This window comes from Bradyrhizobium sp. NP1 (genome assembly GCF_030378205.1).
Lineage (GTDB): Bacteria > Pseudomonadota > Alphaproteobacteria > Rhizobiales > Xanthobacteraceae > Bradyrhizobium.
On the sequence record NZ_CP127385.1, the window covers coordinates 2,755,554 to 2,772,229 of the forward strand.

A 16,676-nucleotide genomic window follows, 5' to 3' on the forward strand; every position below is an offset into this window, starting at 1 on the left:
GGCTCGCGCGCGAACACCGCGCTTGGCCGGGACGACAGAAAGCGGCCAGCGATCTATCCCCGCGACGACTTGTCCTTCTCGTTTTGCGCCTTGATCGACTCGCGCGCCGTTTCCCAATCGGCGTCGCTCCAGTCGCGGAGCTGATAGAAATTGCCGCCCATCGCGAGCGCCTGGGCGCCGTCCATCGCGATGGTCTCGCCGTTGATCCAGTCACAGCCGCCGGAGATCAGGAACACCGCGAGGTTCTGCAGTTCCTCCATGGTGCCGACGCGGCCCATCGGGTTCATCGCCTTGGTGCGTGCGCCGGCTTCGTCTCCCGGCTTGATGCGCTTGCTCATGCCCTCGGTCGGGATCTCGCCGGGCGCGATGGTGTTGAGGCGGATGCCGTAGCGCCCCCATTCGGTCGCCAGCGACATGGTCATAGCGTGGATCGCCGACTTGCTCATTGCCGACGGCACCACGTAAGGCGAGCCGTTGCGCACCCAGGTCACGGTGATCGACACCACGTTGCCGGGCTGCCTGTCGGCGATCCAGCGCCGGCCCACCGCATGCGTCACGTAGAACGTGCCGTGCATGACGATGTTGGCCACCGCGTCGAAGCCGCGCGGGCTCAATTCCTCCGTGCGCGAGATGAAATTGCCGGCGGCGTTGTTGATGAGATCGGTGAGGGGGCCGTCGCGAAAAATGGTCTCGACCATCTCCTCGACCGCGAGCGCGTTGCGGATGTCGACGCCGTGGCTCGTCACCCGTCCGCCATACAGATCCATCAATTCGGTCGCGGTCTCGTCGCAGACGATCTTGCGGCGGCCGCAGATATGCACCTCCGCGCCCAACTGGAGGAAACGCGCCGCCATGGCCTTGCCCAGGCCGGTGCCGCCTCCGGTCACGAGAATTCGCCGCCCTGCAAGAAGCTGGTCCTTGAACATGGGTCCACCCGCGAAAATTGCCGATTGATCCGTCGATTGACTAAATCCGGACAACGCCATTCTGTAAAGCCGCAAACAACGAATATGAGCCCAAGGAGGATGTCATGGAGCAGCGCGTCTCGATAGCCATCACGGACGGGATCGCCGACGTTCGCCTGGTGCGAGCGGACAAGATGAACGCGCTGGACGCCGCGATGTTCGAGGCGCTTGTCGCCGCGACCGATCGCTTGTCGAGCGAGAAGGGCCTGAGGGTGGTAGTATTGTCCGCGGAAGGCCGTGCCTTCTGCGCCGGGCTCGACATGGGCCGCTTCGCCGCCATGAAGGAGAAGGGCGGCAACGGGGTGGCGGGCGGAGAGAAGCGCGACCTCACTATCCGTAGTCATGGCCTCGCCAACTTCCCACAGCAGGCGGTGTGGGGTTGGCGGCAACTGCCGGTTCCGGTGATTGCGGCGGTCACCGGCGTCGCGTTCGGCGGCGGCTTCCAGCTGGCGCTTGGCGCCGACATGCGATTTCTCGCGCCCGATGCCCGGATGTCGATCATGGAGATCAAGTGGGGATTGATCCCTGACATGGCAGGCACGCCGATCCTGGCGAGCCTCGTGCGCGACGACATCCTGCGTGAGTTGACCTATACGGGACGCATCTTCTCGGCGCAGGAGGCGCTGGCTTATGGGCTTGCCACGCGGGTCTGCGACGACCCGCGGGCCGCCGCCTTCGAGATGGCGCGCGAGATCGCCGGCAAGAGCCCCGATGCGATCCGGGCCGCCAAGCGGCTTCTCAACAAGCTCTCGGTCGATCCGGGACCGGCGCTGCTCGCGGAGTCCGTCGAGCAGCAAAAATTGCTGGGCAGCCCGAACCAGACCGAGGCCGTGCGCGCCAATATCGACAAGCGTGCGCCGCGCTTCGTGGACGTCGGATGATGGTGGCAACGCCGCTCAGCGCGGGCTCCTTGTTCGCAGGCATCGCCAGCGGCGACCGCCGCCGCTCGCATGACGAGGTCAACGGGCGCGTCAGTCGGATGGCGAGCGGGCTTGCCCGGCTCGGGGTCAGGCCCGGCGACAGCGTCTGCATGCTGATGCGCAACGACATCGCCTTCATCGAGGCGGCTTACGCGGCGATGCGGCTCGGCGCCTATGGCGTGCCGATCAACTGGCACTTCAAGCCCGACGAGATCGGCTACATCCTCAAGGATTCCGGCACGTCTGTGCTGATCGGGCACGCCGACCTCCTGCATCAATTGCGCGAGGCGATCCCGCAAGGCGTCTCCGTCTTCAGCGTGCCGACGCCGCCGGAGATTCTTGCCAACTACAGGATCGATCCCGGCCAACTCACGCCGCCCGGTTTCGCCACTGACCTGGAATTCTGGCTCGGGGCACAAATGCCTTACGACGGTCCCGTCGTGCCGCAGCCGCAGAACATGATCTACACCTCTGGCACCACAGGCCATCCCAAAGGCGTGCGGCGCGATGCGCCGACGGCTGAGCAGTCGGCGGCCGCCGAGCGCATGCGCGCCATGATCTATGGCCTGAAACCCGGCATCCGCACGCTGCTGCCGGGGCCGCTCTACCATTCCGCGCCGAACTCGTTCGGCATCCGCGCCGGCAAGCTCGGCGGCGCGCTGGTGCTGATGCCGCGCTTCGACCCGCAGGAGTTCCTGCGGCTGATCGAGACCGAGAAGATCGACACCGTCTTCATGGTGCCGACCATGTTCATCCGCCTGATGAAGCTTCCGCAGGAGGTACGCCGCCGATACGACATGTCGTCGCTGCGCCACGTCATCCATGCCGCGGCCCCGTGCCCGGCCGACGTCAAGCGCGCCATGATCGACTGGTGGGGCCCGGTGATCCACGAATTCTACGGCTCGACGGAGTCGGGCGCGGTCACCTTCGCCACGTCGGAGGACGCGCTGAAGAAGCCCGGCACCGTCGGCAAGATCTCGCCCGGCGCGGAGCTGCGCTTCATCGGCGAGGACGGCCGGCCGCTGCCGCCGGGCGAGATCGGCGAGATTTATTCGCGCATCGCCGCCAATCCGGATTTCACCTATCACAACAAGCCCGAGAAGCGGGTCGAGATCGACCGCGACGGCTTCATCACCTCGGGCGATGTCGGCTATATCGATGCCGACGGCTACGTCTTCATCTGCGACCGCAAGCGCGACATGGTGATATCGGGCGGCGTCAACATCTATCCCGCAGAGATCGAGGCCGTGCTGCATGGCGTCCCTGGCGTGCATGATTGCGCGGTGTTCGGGATTCCCGACGCGGAATTCGGCGAGGCGCTGATGGCCGTGGTGGAACCTCAGGCCGGCACCGCGCTCGACGTCGCGGCCTTGCGCACGGCGCTGAAGGGGCAGCTTGCCGACTACAAGGTGCCGAAGCATATCGAGATCCGGACAGGCCTGCCGCGCGAGGATTCCGGCAAGATCTTCAAGCGGCGGCTGCGCGACCCCTATTGGGAGCGGGCTGGGCGGCGGATTTGACGCGCCGCCCGCATCTTCATCTTGCACTGCGGCAAAAAACTTGCAGACTCACCTCTGGCCGGGCAGTTTCTGGAGAGCTTCCTATGTTGAGCCAGAGCATGCCTTTGAACGCTGAATTGCGACCCAATCGCGCTGAAGACGCCCAGGCGCTGGAGGAGGACACCCGGCTTCGCAACGATATCAGGCTGCTCGGGCGCATCCTCGGCGATACCGTCCGCGACCAAGAGGGCGCCGACGTCTTTGACCTGGTGGAGCGCATCCGGCAGACCTCGATCCGGTTCCATCGCGACGAGGACCGGCAGGCGAGGGCCGAGCTGGAAACCATCCTCGACAGCATGTCGATCTCGGAGACGGTGCGCATCGTGCGCGCCTTCAGCTATTTCTCCCATCTTGCCAACATCGCCGAAGACCAGAACAACATCCGCCAGATGCGCGCGCCGGCTGTCGGCGGCGCACCGCGCCCGAGCGTGCTCGACCAGACGCTGGCGCATGCCCGCAACGCCGGGTTCGGTGCGGTCGAGCTCAAGCGCTTCTTCGGCTATGCGCTGGTGAGCCCGGTGCTGACCGCGCATCCGACCGAGGTGCGGCGCAAGAGCACGATGGATCGCGAGATGGCGATCGCGGCGCTGCTCGACCGCCGTGAGCGGGTGCAGCTCAGCCCGGACGAGGTCGCAGCCAGCGACGAGCAGTTGCGCCGCGAGGTGCTGACGTTGTGGCAGACCAATCTGTTGCGACGGACCAAGCTCACCGTGCTCGACGAGGTCGCCAACGGGCTGTCGTTCTACGACTACACCTTCCTGCACGAGGTGCCGCGGCTGCACAGTGCGCTGGAAGACCGCCTGAATGAAGAGGGCGAGCTGGGCTCGTTCCTGAGGATGGGAAGCTGGATCGGCGGCGACCGCGACGGCAATCCCTTCGTCACGGCCGACGTGATGCGCGGCACGCTGCGCCTGCAGTCGAGCCGCGTCATCAGCTTCTACCTCGAGGAGCTGCATGCACTGGGCGCGGAGCTTTCGATTGCCGCGCATCTCGCCGACATCTCCGAGGAACTGCGTGCGCTCGCCGAGCGATCGCCCGATACTTCCCCGCACCGGAGCGGCGAGCCTTATCGGCTTGCGGTCTCCGGCATCTATGCGCGGCTGACGGCGACCGCAGCCAAGCTCGACGTCGAGATCACGCGGCGGCCGGTCGGCGCTGCCGCGCCTTACGCCAGTGCAAGGGAATTCAAGTCCGATCTCGATGTGCTCGACCGTTCCCTGATCTCCAACAACTCGCGCGTCATCGCGCGCGGGCGCTTGCGGCTGTTGCGGCGCGCGGTCGACTGCTTCGGCTTCCATCTGGCGCGGCTCGACATCAGGCAGAATTCTGCCGTGCATGAACGCACCGTGGCCGAGTTGCTCGATGCCGCCATCCCCGGCATGTCCTACCTCGCGCTCAGCGAAGACGCCCGCGTGGCGCTGCTGTCGAGCGAGTTGCGCAGCGCGCGGCCGCTCACCTCGTCCTTTGTGAAATACAGCGAGGAGACCCTGAGCGAGCTCGCGGTGTTCCACGGCGCTGCCGAGGCGCATGCCAAGTTCGGCCCCGACGCCATCCCGCAATGCATCATCTCGATGTGCAAGGGCATGTCGGACATGCTCGAGGTCGCGCTGCTGCTCAAGGAGGTCGGCCTGGTCGATCCTTCCGGCCGCAGCGCCATCAACATCGTGCCGCTGTTCGAGACGATCGAAGACCTGCAGGCTTGCAGCGGCATCATGGACCGCATGCTGGCGTTGCACGACTATCGCAAGCTGGTCGACAGCCGCGGCGGGGTGCAGGAGGTGATGCTCGGCTATTCCGACAGCAACAAGGATGGCGGCTTCGTCACCTCGGGCTGGGAACTCTACAAGGCCGAGATCGGGCTCGTGGACGTGTTCGAGCGCCACGGCGTACGGCTGCGGCTGTTCCACGGCCGCGGCGGATCGGTCGGCCGCGGCGGCGGGCCGAGCTATGACGCCATCGTCGCCCAGCCGGGCGGGGCGGTGAACGGCCAGATCCGGATCACCGAGCAGGGCGAGATCATCTCCAGCAAATATTCCAACGCCGAGGTCGGTCGCAGCAACCTGGAAATCCTGGCCGCTGCGACGCTGGAAGCGAGCCTGTTGCAGCCCAGGCAGAGCGCGCCGCGCCGCGAATATCTGACCGCGATGGATGAGCTGTCCTCGCTTGCCTTCAAGGCCTATCGCGGCCTGGTCTACGAGACCGAGGGCTTCTCCGACTATTTCTGGGCCTCCACCGTCATCACCGAGATCGCGACGCTCAACATCGGCAGCCGCCCCGCCTCGCGCAAGAAGACGCGCGCGATCGAGGACCTGCGGGCAATTCCGTGGGTGTTCTCCTGGGCGCAGTGCCGGCTGATGCTGCCGGGCTGGTACGGTTTCGGCAGCGCGGTCGAGGCCTGGATCGCGGAGCATCCGGAGCAGGGCATGGCTTTCCTGCAGGAGCTCTACCGCGAGTGGCCGTTCTTCCGCATGCTGTTGTCGAACATGGACATGGTGCTCGCCAAGAGCTCGATCGCGATCGCCTCGCGCTATGCGGAGCTCGTGCCCGACGTCGACTTGCGCGAGCAAATCTTCGGCCGCATTCGTCGCGAATGGCACCTCTCGATCGAGACGCTGCTCGACATCATGGGCCATGAGCGGCTGTTGCAGGGCAACCCGCTGCTTGAGCGCTCGGTGCGCCACCGCTTTCCCTATCTCGATCCGCTCAACCATGTGCAGGTCGAGCTGCTCAAGGAACACCGCGCCAACAATCCGGACGAGGCGGTGCTGCGCGGCATCCAGCTCACCATCAACGGCATCTCGGCGGGATTGAGGAACACGGGCTGAAAAAGGCGAGTGGCGAAACAGACTGGTCCAATTCGCTACTCGCTATTCCCTCTTCGCTGATTACGGCTTCATGGCGCCTTGCGCGCTCGTATAGACCGCGTAGAGCGATGTCGAGCCGCAGATATAAAGCCGGTTTCGCTGCTGACCACCGAAGCACAAATTGGCGACTGTCTCAGGAATGTGGATCTTGCCGAGTAATTCGCCGTCTTTGGTGTAGCAGCGCACGCCGTCCTCATTCGGATCGCCCCAGCCCACAGAGCACCAGACGCGGCCCTCGGTATCGCAGCGCAGCCCGTCGGTGATGCTCGGCTTGGGCATCTCCGCGAAGACCTTGCTGTTCGACACCTTGCCGCCGGCGACGTCCAGGTCGAACACGCGGATATGCGACGGGTTGTCAGGTCCGTCGGTGAAGCCGGTGTCGATGACATAGAGCTTCTTCTCGTCAGGCGACAGCGTAATGCCGTTGGGTTCGACGAAGTCGTCGACGACAACCTTGATCTCGCCGGATTTCGGATCGACCCGGTAGACGTTGTGCTTGTCCTGCTCGGGATCGGCCTTGACGCCTTCATAGTAGCCGCCGATGCCGTAGATGGGATCGGTGAACCAGATCGCGCCGTCGGACGTGACGACGGCGTCGTTGGGTGAGTTCAGCCGCTTGCCGTTGTATTTGTCGGCGATGATGGTGATCGAGCCATCGAGTTCGGTTCGCGTCACGCGGCGGCCGGAATGTTCGCAGGTGATCAGGCGTCCTTCGCGGTCGATGGTGTTGCCGTTCGAGTTCATCGACGGCTGACGGTAGACGCTGACATGACCGTCATCCTCCGAAAAGCGCATGATCCGATTGTTCGGAATGTCGCTGAACAGCACATAGCGTCCGGCGGGGAAGTAAACCGGTCCCTCGGCCCAACGGAATCCGGTCGCGACGCGTTCAACCGCCATGGTTCCGGCGAAGGCCGGAAAGTCGGCCGGCCCGAACGAGACCTTGGGCTTTTTCATCGACTCCAGGTGCGAGTCCGGATAGCGGCTTCCCGGCAGCGGTCCCAGCGGCAGCGGGGCGGTTGATCGGGTCGGCGCGCCCGTTTGACCCGATGGCGCTACGGTTTCGGCAAAGGCGCTCGTGGATGCGGTCGCCGCGGCCAAGGCCGCCGCGCCTTTCATGATGGCGCGGCGGTTGAACAAATGATCGCGAAAGGTCAGTGGAGTTGTCATGATTTCCTCCCACATTTTCTTGTTGGAAGGAAATCATCAGATGCCAATCCGGCATAAAGCGGGCGATCAACCTGAGATAGATCGATCCGTTCTCAGATCGCGTCCCAGCTGAAGACGTCGGCGGAGCGGTCGAGCTTGTAGAACGACGGCCTCAGTGCCGGCATCGCGTGCTCGGCGATGGTGTGCGGTGTCCAGCCCTCGCTGCGTTGCACCGAACGCAGCGGGCGCGACTGGCTCATCAGGAAGATCTCGTTCATGCGCACGGCAAAGATCTGTCCCGTCACCTCCTTCGAGGCGTCGGCGAGCAGGTAGGCCACGATTGGCGCGATCTTCTCCGGTCCCATCTGCTGGATCTTCGCCACCCGCGCCTTCTCGGCTTCCGTCTCGGTCGGAATGGTGCCGATCAGCCGGCTCCAGGCAAACGGCGAGACGCAGTTCGAGCGCACGTTGAAGCGGTTCATGTCGAGCGCGATCGACTTCGACAAGCCAACGATGCCGAGCTTGGCGGCGGCATAGTTGGCCTGACCGAAATTGCCGACAAGGCCGGACGTCGAGGTGAAATGCACGAAGGAGCCGCTTTCCTGCTCCCGGAACAAGCGCGCGGCGGCATGGGAGACATAGAATGAGCCCATCAGATGAACCTTGATGACGGCCTCGAACGCCTCCACGCTCATGCGGTGGAAGATCATGTCGCGCAGGATTCCGGCATTGTTGACGACGCCGTCGAGCCTGCCGAAATGATCGGTCGCCGCTTTCACGATGCGGCTGGCAGGGATCGCTTCCGCCACCGTCTCGAAATTGGCAACCGCGGTGCCGCCGTGCTTCCTGATCTCATCGACCACTTCCTCGGCCGGCGCCGCATTCGTTCCCGATCCGTCGGCCGCGCCGCCGGGATCGTTGACCACGACCTTGGCGCCTTCGGCGGCGCAAAGCAGCGCGATCGCGCGGCCGATGCCGCGGCCCGCGCCGGTGACGATGATGGATTTTCCTTCCAGCGATTTGGCCATGGCGTTTTCTCCCGCTTCTGCCGTTGCTTCTTACCTCGCCCCGCTTGCGGGGAGAGGTCGCATCGCATCGAAAGATGCGATGCGGGTGAGGGGGACTCAGCGAGCTGCGCTCGTGGAGGCGGCCCCTCACCCCGACCCGTTCCCCGCAAGCGCGGGGAGAGGGAGAAGAAAGAGTCGCCGGCTCGTAGTGAATCGTCACTTCTCGTTCGTAAAAATGATCGTGCCTGACGCGGCGAACATGCCACCGACGCCGTGGCAGACCGAAATCTTCGCTCCCGGCACTTGCGCCGGCGCCAGCCCACGCATCTGCCGCACACTCTCCTGCAGCGCGTACATGCCGTACATGCCGGAATGCATGTAACTCAATCCGCCGCCATTGGTGTTGAGCGGCAATTTCCCGCCAGGCCGCGTATGGCCGTCGGCGATGAATTTCCCGGTTTCTTCATGCGGCATGAAGCCGAGATCGCCGAGCCCGTAGAGCGGCAGATGCGCAAAGGCGTCGTAGATCATCAGGTGATCGACGTCCTTGTGGGTGATGCCGGCTTCGCGGAAGGCGAGGGGGCCGGCGACCTTGAAGGCGCGCGAGGAGTTGAAGGTCTGCATCTGGCTGACCATCGGCGTCTCCACGCTCTCGCCGGTGCCGAGGATGTAGACCGGTTTCTGCGGAAAGTCCTTCGCACGTTCCGCCGAGGTCAGGATCAGCGCGCCGCCGCCGTCGGTGACGAGGCAGCATTGCAGCAGGCGGAACGGATAGGCGATCATCCGCGAGTTCAGGACGTCGGCAACCGTGATCGGCTCCTTCATCGTCGCGCGCGGATTCTTCGCCGCCCATTCGCGCTGCACCACCGCGACCATCGCGATCTGCTCGTGGGTGATGCCGTGGGTCTTCATGTAGCGCAGCACCGGAATCGGGAACATGCTCGCGGGCGTCGTGACGCCATAGGGCAGCTCGAACTGCCCGTTTAGGCTGTCGGGACCGATCATGCGCGGCGTACGTCCGATGTTCGACTTGCCGCTTTCGGCGTGGGTAATCAGCACGGTTCTGCAAAGGCCGGCTTCGATGGCGGCGGCCGCATGACGGACATGCAGCATGAAGGAGCAGCCGCCGACCGAGGTGCCGTCGACCCATGTCGGCGTAATGCCGAGATAATGACAGATCTGCTGCGGCGTCTCGACCGCGGTCGCGAAGCCGTCGATGTCCGACAGCTTCAGTCCGGCATCGGCGATCGCGTTCAGCGCCGCATCCGCGTGCAACTGGATCTGCGACATGTTCGGGATGACGCCGAGTTCGGTGGTCTCGGCCGCGCCCACGATGGCAACCTGGTTCCTGCGCATGGTGCTTACCCCTTCGCCGGGCGGAACAGGGGAAGGCTGATGGCGTCGTCGAGCTTCTCGAACTTCACCTCGAGCGGCATGTCGAGTTCGAGCGCCTCCGGCGTCTGCGGGCAGTCGACGATGTTGGTCATCATCCGCGGGCCTTCATCGAGCTCGACCACCGCGATGGAATAGGGCGGGGTGAAGCCGGGCGCGGGACGGTGATGGATGATGTAGCTGTAGAGCTTGCCCCTGCCGCTCGCCTTGAAGACGGAAACCTTGCGCGAAGCGCAGGACGGGCAGAACGGCCGCGGCGGGAAGTAGACATGGGCGCAGGCGTCGCAGCGCTGCAGGCGCAATTCGCCGGCCCTTGTGCCATCCCAGAAATGCTGGGTCTCCGGTGTTGGTTTGGGTCGCGCACGCGTCGCTTCGGCCATGCGGGCTCTTCCTCCTGTACGGGCCGTGCGGCCCGGTCGTTTTCCGACCTTGATGCGCCTTGCATGGCTACTCGTCAACGGTCCGGCGAAGCCGGCGCATGGCGCATATTCCGGCTCACGCAAAAGGATAAGGTGGGAGCGCTTGTATCCCACTGGTCAGGCCGGTAGAACAGCCATCAAGCCAAGAGAGTCCGGGAGGATCAATAATGCTCAAGCTGATCGGCGCGCTGCTCGCCGCCAATCTCGCGCTGGCCACGCAGGCATACGCTGCGGATGCGCCATCTGAAATCAAGATTGGTACGCTCTACGCTTCGTCGGGCCGCTATGCGTCGATCTCGATGCCGGTCCACAGCGCGCTGAAGCTCTGGGTCGATCAGAAGAACGCGGAAGGCGGCGTCTATGTGAAGGCGTTCGACAAGAAGATTCCGATCAAGCTCGTCGCCTATGACGATCAGAGCAACACCGCGACCGCCTCCACGCTCTATAACCAGCTCATCACCCAGGACAAGGTGGACCTCCTGGTCGCCGATTCCGGCTCGGTGCTGACGGCGCCGGCGGTCGCGATCGCGCGCGACCACAAGATGTTCCTGTTCGACCAGACCGGCACCGGCGCGAGCTTCTTCTCCAAGGACAATCCGTATATCGCGCTGATGGCCGATCCGGTCTCGACCGTCTGGCCGAAGCCGGTCGCGGATTTCATCACCCATGACGGGCCGGCGCTGGGCATCAAGAAAGTCGCCATCCTCTACGCGACCAACGAGTTCACCGGCACCCAGGCCAACGCGTTCCGCAAGTTTGTCAAGGATTCCGGTGCGCCGATCGAGATCGTCTACGACCAGGGCATTCCGACCGAAACAACCAATTACACGGTCATCATCAACAACATCAACAACACCAATCCCGACGCGGTGATTCACTTCGGCTACGCGCCGAACGACATCGCCTTCCTGCGCAACGTCCAGGACGTCGGCGTCAAGTTCAAGATGCTGTTCTGCATCTATCCGGGGCTGGAGACCGAGCTGCTCGAGAAGAATGTCGGCGCCAAGGGGCTCGAGCACGTCTTCACCTATGTGCCGCCCTCCGAGCTCGAATATCCCGTCAATTTCGGCATGAGCATGAAGGACTACAAGGCTGCCTGGGACAAGAAGTACTCGGACGGCAAGATCGAGTTCGGCTTCAACGCGGTGGCCGGCTACACCACCGCGCTCGTGATCGAAAAGACGCTGTCGGTCGCCAACAACCTTGATCAGCTCGAACTGCGCCGCGCGGTGTTCAGCCTGTCCAACGAGCTCAAGACGCTCGACGGCACCTTCGCGCTGGACGAGACCGGCGGCCAGATCGGCGAGCTGACGCCGCTCGGCCAGCTCGAGCTGAACGACCACGGCCATATCAAGTTCATCTCGGTCTATCCGCACGAGACAGCGACCGGCAAGCCGGTCTATCCGCGTCCATGAGGCGGCAGGGGGCTGACGTGGGCGCAGCGGAGGCGAGAAGCTGATGCTCGTCTACGCGCTCGTCGCCGGCGTGCTGTTCGGGCTCTATTTCAGCCTGGTCGGCATCGGCCTCAATCTCGTGTTCGGCGTCATGCGCATCGTCAACCTTGCGCATGGCGACATCCTGATGCTGGGCGCCTTCATCGCGTTTGGCGTGGTGACGCTTGCGGGTATCGATCCCTTGTTCGCAGTGCCGCTGGCCTTCGTCGTGTTCCTGCTGGCGGGGCTTTTGCTCTACTGGGTGCTGGTGCCGCGGCTGCAGGGCTCGGTGAATCCGGAGATGCTGTCGATCATCCTGTTCTTCGGACTGTCGCAGGTGATCGAGGCGGTCACGACGATCTACGCCGGAACCAGCGAGCGCTCGATCCAGAGCCGTGCGCTCGGCACGGTGTTCACGACGATCAAGGTGAAATGGTTTGGCGGCAAGGCGGATGCGCCGGGCCCGGTGCAGATCTTCGGCCAGAGCTTCCCGGCGCCCTGGGTGATCGCGGCCGGGGCCAGCCTGATCGCGATCGCCTTGGTCTATGTCTATCTTTATCGCACGCGGCTCGGGACGCTGACGCGCGCGGTGATGTCGCGACGCGACGAGGCGCTGGCGACCGGCATCGACGTCGATCGCGTCTCGGCGGCGGCCTTCGGCATCGGGCTTGGCCTCGCCGCGGTTGCCGGCGTGTTTGCGCCCTTCATGTTCGGCTCGGTGACGCCGGCCTTCGGCGCAGATGCGACCGTCACATCCTTTGCCATCGTCGTGCTCGGCTCGCTGGGCAATCCCCTGGGCACCGCGCTCGGCGGCGTCGTTTACGGCGTCTGCTACATGCTGGTGCAGACCTATTTGAGTTCCTGGGCCGATCTCTTGCCTTATGTGCTGTTGATCCTGATCCTCTTGTTGCGGCCGAGCGGTCTGCTCGGAAGGCGGGTGCGCGTTGCCTAGCGCGTTCAAGCACACGCTGTTCATCCTGCTGCCGCTGGTCGCCGTGTTCGCGGTGCTGCCGGGCGTCTACCAGAACCACCTGCTGCTGTTCAATTTCGTGATCTTCCTGATCCTGGCGCAGGGCGTGAACATCATCTACGGCTTCACCGGCTACCTGCCGTTCGGCTATGTCGGCTTCTTCGGCGCCGGCGCCTATGGCTTTGCCATCATGGTGATGCACTACCAATTGCCCGCGGCCGTGGCGGTCCTCGTCGGCGGGCTCGTCGGCGTCGCGCTGGGCCTCCTGCTGACGCCGCTGCTTCGGCTGTCGGGCGCCTATTTTGCGATTGCCAATCTCGCAGCATCGCTTGCCGTGCTGCATTTTGTCGCCAACCCGGCGCTTGAAGACATCACGCGCGGACCTTACGGCGTCTCGCTGACCGGCACCTTCAACCCGACGCAGGCCTATGCCGGCGCACTGGTCATCCTGACGCTGACGGTCGGCGCCGTCATCTTTCTGAAGAACGCCCGCTTTGGGCTGGCGCTGCAGGCGGTGCGCGAGGATTCGGTCTCCGCCGCCATGGCCGGCGTCAACGTCGTGAAGATGCGCGTGATTGCGTGGCTGGCGTCGGCGCTGGTCGCCGGCCTCGCCGGCGGCGTCTACGCCTGGTACGTCTCGGTTTTTTACCCGGACAACGTGTTTTCCGGCGAGTTCTCGATCTTCGCGATCGTGTTCGCGCTGTTCGGTGGGGTGGCGACCATCACCGGTCCGATCGTCGGTGTCATCATCCTCTACGGCATCTACAACCTGATCGGCTTCACCACGCCGCAATATTTCCAGCTCATCTATGGCCTTCTGATCATGGGGCTGGTGCTGTTCCTGCCGGCCGGCCTGGTGTCGCTGGCAACGCGGAGGGGCTGGCATGTCCCTTGAGCCGAAGCCGATCCTCACCGTCTCGAAGCTGGTCAAGCGCTTTGGCGGCTTCTACGCGCTCGACGGCTTGAGCTTCCATGTGGCGCCCGGCGAGATTCTGGGCCTGGTCGGCCCGAACGGTTCCGGCAAGACCACGGCCATCAATGTCGTCTCCGGCCTTTATGCGCCAGATGGCGGCGAGGTGAGGCTGGACGACGCCTCGATCGGCGGCGTCGCCTCCCACCGTCTCGTGCACCGCGGCATCAACCGCACGTTTCAGGTTCCAAAGCCATTCCTGTCGCTCACCGTCCGCCAGAATGTCGAGGTGGCACTGGCCTATGGCCGCGCCGCGGTGGCGCCGCCGCCGATCGCGGAACTGCTGGAGGAGTACCGGCTCGACCAGCTTGCCGATCGGCCGGCCGCCGACCTCAACAGCGCGCAGCAGAAGATGCTCGATCTCGCGCGCGCGCTGGCGACCCGGCCGCGCCTGCTGCTGCTCGATGAGCTTGCCGCCGGCCTCAATCCGGCCGAGCTCGACTGGATCGCGGGTCGTATCAAGGCGCTCGCCGCGACCGGCATGGCCATCATCGTGGTCGAGCACCTCATGGGCTTCATCGAGCACATCACCGATCGCGTCATCGTGCTCAACGCCGGCAAGGAAATCTTCGAAGGGAAGCTTGCCGCCGCGGTGCAGGAGCCCCAGGTGATCGAGGTGTTTTTGGGAGGCGAGCATGCCGCCTGAAGCCGCACCGCTGCTGCATGCCGCCGGTGTCGATGCCGGCTACGGCACCATGCAGGTGCTGTGGGGTGTCGATCTCGACGTCCGCCCGGGCGAAACGGTGCTGCTGCTCGGGGCCAACGGCGCCGGCAAGACCACCTTCCTCAAATCGCTGGTCGGCCTGGTCGAGCCGCGCCACGGCCAGATCCGGCTCGCTGGCGCCGACATCACCCATATGCGCTCCAGCGACCGCATGCGGCGCGGCATGACCTATATGTCGGAACTCGCGGTGTTTCCCGACCTCTCGATCGAGGAGAACATCCGCGTCGGGGCGCAGGCGCTGGGGCATGCGGATTCGTCCGCGCGGGTTGACGAGCTCTATGGCCTGTTCCCGGTGCTGCGCGACAAGCGCGGCGATCCCGCCTCCAGCCTTTCGGGCGGCCAGCGCAAGATGCTGGGGATTGCCAAGGCTCTGGCTGCTGACCCGAAGCTGCTGGTCATGGATGAGCCCTCGGCCGGGCTATCGCCGCTGTTCGTCAAGGAAGTCATCCACGTTCTCAGTGCCTTGCAGGGGCGGGGGCTGGCGCTCTTGATCGCGGAGCAGAATATCGGTTTCCTTGAGGTGGCGACGCGCGTCTTCGTGCTGGAAGGCGGCCGCATCCGCTTCTCCGGAACGGTTGCCGAGATGACCGACAACGAGGCCCTGCGTCGCGCCTATTTCGGGCTGAAATGATGCGGACCATCCGGATAGGGTCCGGCGCCGGCTATTCCGGCGACCGGATCGAGCCAGCGATCGAGCTCGCCGAGCAAGGCGGCATCGACTATCTCGTGTTCGAATGTCTCGGCGAGCGCACGGTGGCGCTGGCGCAGCAGGCGCGCATGAAGGACCCCGAAGGCGGCTACGATCCGCTGCTCGAAGAGCGGATGCGCGCGGTGCTGCCGATCTGCGCCGCCAAGGGCATCAAGGTTGTCACCAATATGGGCGCCGCCAATCCGGAAGGCGCGGCCAGGAAGACCGCCGAGATCGCGAAGTCGCTCGGGCTTGCGCTGAAGGTCGCTGCCGTCGTCGGCGACGACGTGCTGGACGCCTGCAAGGCGCGCGATCTGCCGATCATGGAATTCGACGGCACCATCGCCAGCCTCGGCAACCGCCTGCTCTCCGCCAACGCCTATCTCGGCGCCGCGCCCATGGTCGAGGCGCTCGCGGGCGGCGCCGACGTGGTGATCACCGGGCGCGCCTCTGATCCCGCGCTGTTCCTGGCGCCGATGGTCCAGGCCTTCGGCTGGGCGATGGACGACTGGAATCTGATGGGGAAGGGCACCGTCGCCGGCCATCTCCTTGAATGCGCGGGGCAGATCACGGGCGGCTATTTCGCCGATCCCGGCTACAAGGACGTGCCTGACTTGGCCCGGCTCGGCTTTCCGATCGGCGAGATCGGCGAGGACGGCTCGCTGGTCGTCACCAAGGTCGAAGGCTCGGGCGGCGCAGTTAGCGCGCGCACCTGCAAGGAGCAACTGCTCTACGAGGTGCACGATCCGACAAAATACTTCCAGCCCGACGTGGTCGCCGATTTCTCCCAGGTCAAGGTCGAGGAAGTGGGTAAGGATCGCGTGCGCGTCTCGGGCGGCCGCGGATCGAAGCGCACCGACACGTTGAAGGTCTCGGTCGGCTATCTCGACAGCTTTGTCGGCGAGGGACAGATTTCCTATGCCGGCCCCGGTGCGCTCGCGCGCGGAAGGCTCGCGCTCGACATCGTCAGGGAGCGGCTGAAGCTGACTGGTGTCGCCGCAAGCGAGTTGCGCTTCGACCTGATCGGGGTCGACGCGCTGCACGGGCCGCAAGTGTCGGCGCATGCGGGCGAACCCTATGAGGTGCGCGTGCGGGTCGCGGGTCGCACCGATACGATGCGCGAAGCAGTGCGGATCGGCAACGAGGTCGAGACACTCTACACCAACGGGCCCGCCGGCGGCGGCGGCGCCTGGAAATCGGCCCGCGAGGTGGTCGCGGTCGCTTCCGTGCTGCTGCCGCGCGAGCTGGCGAAGCCGCAGGTCAGGTTTATCGGGGGCCTGCGATGAAGCTGCGCGAGATCGCCCATTCCCGGACCGGCGACAAGGGCAACACGTCAAACATTTCCGTGATCGCCCATGATGCGGCGCATTTCCCGCTGCTCCGAGCCCAGGTGACGAGCGAACGGGTCAAGGCGCATTTTGCGGGTGTGGTCGAGGGCGAGGTGGTACGCTATGAATTGCCCAACATTGCCGCGCTGAATTTCGTCATGACGAACACGCTCGGTGGCGGCGTGACGCGATCGCTGGCGCTCGACGCTCACGGCAAATCCCTCTCCTCCGCGCTGCTCGACCTCGAGATCGAGCTGCCGCACGACTGACAGGCACTTAAAAGAAAGA

The 16,676-nt window shown here is 64.7% G+C and carries 15 protein-coding genes; 10 read left to right on the forward strand and 5 right to left on the reverse strand.

Annotated features, from left to right (window positions below; all coding sequences use genetic code 11):
- Nucleotides 1–53 precede the first annotated feature (53 nt).
- The gene (locus tag QOU61_RS13070) at nucleotides 54–926 is read right to left on the reverse strand and encodes an SDR family oxidoreductase (protein WP_289658974.1); all 873 of its coding nucleotides are present in this window, start codon (nucleotides 924–926) and stop codon (nucleotides 54–56) included.
- Nucleotides 927–1,030: 104 nt separating this feature from the next.
- Between QOU61_RS13070 and QOU61_RS13075 the strand changes: the two genes are divergently transcribed.
- The 3 genes from QOU61_RS13075 (at nucleotide 1,031) to ppc (ending at nucleotide 6,269) form a co-directional block, all read left to right on the forward strand.
- Nucleotides 1,031–1,846 (forward strand): crotonase/enoyl-CoA hydratase family protein, encoded by an 816-nt coding sequence (locus QOU61_RS13075; RefSeq protein WP_289658976.1) that lies wholly within the window; start codon nucleotides 1,031–1,033, stop codon nucleotides 1,844–1,846.
- Nucleotides 1,846–3,405: an acyl-CoA synthetase gene (locus QOU61_RS13080; RefSeq protein ID WP_289661485.1), complete on the forward strand. Its 1,560-nt coding sequence runs from the start codon at nucleotides 1,846–1,848 to the stop codon at nucleotides 3,403–3,405. Before QOU61_RS13075 ends, QOU61_RS13080 begins: the two co-directional genes overlap by 1 nt.
- A gap of 83 nt (nucleotides 3,406–3,488) precedes the next feature.
- On the forward strand, nucleotides 3,489–6,269 hold the full coding sequence (gene ppc, locus QOU61_RS13085; protein ID WP_289658980.1) for a phosphoenolpyruvate carboxylase: 2,781 nt from the start codon (nucleotides 3,489–3,491) through the stop codon (nucleotides 6,267–6,269).
- Nucleotides 6,270–6,329: 60 nt separating this feature from the next.
- On the opposite strand, the gene QOU61_RS13090 is transcribed toward ppc, so the two are convergent.
- The 4 genes from QOU61_RS13090 to QOU61_RS13105 all read right to left on the reverse strand — a co-directional run bounded on the left by QOU61_RS13090 (nucleotide 6,330) and on the right by QOU61_RS13105 (nucleotide 10,236).
- Nucleotides 6,330–7,265 carry an SMP-30/gluconolactonase/LRE family protein gene (locus tag QOU61_RS13090; protein WP_502876953.1) on the reverse strand — a complete coding sequence of 312 codons (936 nt, stop codon included), beginning with the start codon at nucleotides 7,263–7,265 and terminating at the stop codon, nucleotides 6,330–6,332.
- 305 nt (nucleotides 7,266–7,570) lie between these two features.
- Nucleotides 7,571–8,485 (reverse strand): SDR family NAD(P)-dependent oxidoreductase, encoded by a 915-nt coding sequence (locus QOU61_RS13095; protein ID WP_289658984.1) that lies wholly within the window; start codon nucleotides 8,483–8,485, stop codon nucleotides 7,571–7,573.
- A 195-nt stretch (nucleotides 8,486–8,680) separates the two neighbouring features.
- Nucleotides 8,681–9,820, reverse strand: coding sequence for a thiolase C-terminal domain-containing protein (locus QOU61_RS13100; RefSeq protein ID WP_289658985.1), 1,140 nt, complete (start codon nucleotides 9,818–9,820; stop codon nucleotides 8,681–8,683).
- Between the two features lie 5 nt (nucleotides 9,821–9,825).
- On the reverse strand, nucleotides 9,826–10,236 hold the full coding sequence (locus tag QOU61_RS13105) for a Zn-ribbon domain-containing OB-fold protein (protein WP_289658987.1): 411 nt from the start codon (nucleotides 10,234–10,236) through the stop codon (nucleotides 9,826–9,828).
- Between the two features lie 206 nt (nucleotides 10,237–10,442).
- On the opposite strand from QOU61_RS13105, the gene QOU61_RS13110 reads away from it, so the two are divergent.
- The 7 genes from QOU61_RS13110 to QOU61_RS13140 are packed head-to-tail and all read left to right on the forward strand — an operon-like array spanning nucleotide 10,443 to nucleotide 16,657.
- Entirely contained in the window at nucleotides 10,443–11,690 is a 1,248-nt protein-coding gene (locus tag QOU61_RS13110; protein ID WP_289658990.1) for an amino acid ABC transporter substrate-binding protein, read from the forward strand.
- A 43-nt stretch (nucleotides 11,691–11,733) separates the two neighbouring features.
- Nucleotides 11,734–12,660 carry a branched-chain amino acid ABC transporter permease gene (locus tag QOU61_RS13115; RefSeq protein WP_289658991.1) on the forward strand — a complete coding sequence of 309 codons (927 nt, stop codon included), beginning with the start codon at nucleotides 11,734–11,736 and terminating at the stop codon, nucleotides 12,658–12,660.
- Nucleotides 12,653–13,573, forward strand: a complete 921-nt coding sequence (locus QOU61_RS13120; protein WP_289658992.1) for a branched-chain amino acid ABC transporter permease — start codon at nucleotides 12,653–12,655, stop codon at nucleotides 13,571–13,573. The genes QOU61_RS13115 and QOU61_RS13120 overlap by 8 nt, the downstream gene beginning before the upstream one ends.
- On the forward strand, nucleotides 13,563–14,294 hold the full coding sequence (locus tag QOU61_RS13125; protein WP_289658994.1) for an ABC transporter ATP-binding protein: 732 nt from the start codon (nucleotides 13,563–13,565) through the stop codon (nucleotides 14,292–14,294). Before QOU61_RS13120 ends, QOU61_RS13125 begins: the two co-directional genes overlap by 11 nt.
- Nucleotides 14,284–15,003 carry an ABC transporter ATP-binding protein gene (locus tag QOU61_RS13130; protein WP_289658996.1) on the forward strand — a complete coding sequence of 240 codons (720 nt, stop codon included), beginning with the start codon at nucleotides 14,284–14,286 and terminating at the stop codon, nucleotides 15,001–15,003. The genes QOU61_RS13125 and QOU61_RS13130 overlap by 11 nt, the downstream gene beginning before the upstream one ends.
- On the forward strand, nucleotides 15,003–16,346 hold the full coding sequence (locus tag QOU61_RS13135) for an acyclic terpene utilization AtuA family protein (protein ID WP_289661488.1): 1,344 nt from the start codon (nucleotides 15,003–15,005) through the stop codon (nucleotides 16,344–16,346). The genes QOU61_RS13130 and QOU61_RS13135 overlap by 1 nt, the downstream gene beginning before the upstream one ends.
- The gene (locus QOU61_RS13140) at nucleotides 16,343–16,657 is read left to right on the forward strand and encodes an AtuA-related protein (protein WP_289658999.1); all 315 of its coding nucleotides are present in this window, start codon (nucleotides 16,343–16,345) and stop codon (nucleotides 16,655–16,657) included. The genes QOU61_RS13135 and QOU61_RS13140 overlap by 4 nt, the downstream gene beginning before the upstream one ends.
- The last annotated feature ends 19 nt before the right edge of the window (nucleotides 16,658–16,676 follow it).

What these genes read in the sequence shown, in the direction of transcription:
- QOU61_RS13135 (WP_289661488.1), top strand. Translation starts at nt 15,003, where the DNA reads ATGCGGACCATCCGGATAGGGTCCGGCGCCGGCTATTCCGGCGACCGG.
- QOU61_RS13105 (WP_289658987.1), bottom strand. Translation starts at nt 10,236, where the DNA reads ATGGCCGAAGCGACGCGTGCGCGACCCAAACCAACACCGGAGACCCAG.
- QOU61_RS13110 (WP_289658990.1), top strand. Translation starts at nt 10,443, where the DNA reads ATGCTCAAGCTGATCGGCGCGCTGCTCGCCGCCAATCTCGCGCTGGCC.
- QOU61_RS13130 (WP_289658996.1), top strand. Translation starts at nt 14,284, where the DNA reads ATGCCGCCTGAAGCCGCACCGCTGCTGCATGCCGCCGGTGTCGATGCC.
- QOU61_RS13115 (WP_289658991.1), top strand. Translation starts at nt 11,734, where the DNA reads ATGCTCGTCTACGCGCTCGTCGCCGGCGTGCTGTTCGGGCTCTATTTC.
- QOU61_RS13075 (WP_289658976.1), top strand. Translation starts at nt 1,031, where the DNA reads ATGGAGCAGCGCGTCTCGATAGCCATCACGGACGGGATCGCCGACGTT.
- ppc (WP_289658980.1), top strand. Translation starts at nt 3,489, where the DNA reads ATGTTGAGCCAGAGCATGCCTTTGAACGCTGAATTGCGACCCAATCGC.
- QOU61_RS13080 (WP_289661485.1), top strand. Translation starts at nt 1,846, where the DNA reads ATGGTGGCAACGCCGCTCAGCGCGGGCTCCTTGTTCGCAGGCATCGCC.
- QOU61_RS13095 (WP_289658984.1), bottom strand. Translation starts at nt 8,485, where the DNA reads ATGGCCAAATCGCTGGAAGGAAAATCCATCATCGTCACCGGCGCGGGC.
- QOU61_RS13140 (WP_289658999.1), top strand. Translation starts at nt 16,343, where the DNA reads ATGAAGCTGCGCGAGATCGCCCATTCCCGGACCGGCGACAAGGGCAAC.
- QOU61_RS13070 (WP_289658974.1), bottom strand. Translation starts at nt 926, where the DNA reads ATGTTCAAGGACCAGCTTCTTGCAGGGCGGCGAATTCTCGTGACCGGA.
- QOU61_RS13100 (WP_289658985.1), bottom strand. Translation starts at nt 9,820, where the DNA reads ATGCGCAGGAACCAGGTTGCCATCGTGGGCGCGGCCGAGACCACCGAA.
- QOU61_RS13125 (WP_289658994.1), top strand. Translation starts at nt 13,563, where the DNA reads ATGTCCCTTGAGCCGAAGCCGATCCTCACCGTCTCGAAGCTGGTCAAG.
- QOU61_RS13090 (WP_502876953.1), bottom strand. Translation starts at nt 7,265, where the DNA reads ATGAAAAAGCCCAAGGTCTCGTTCGGGCCGGCCGACTTTCCGGCCTTC.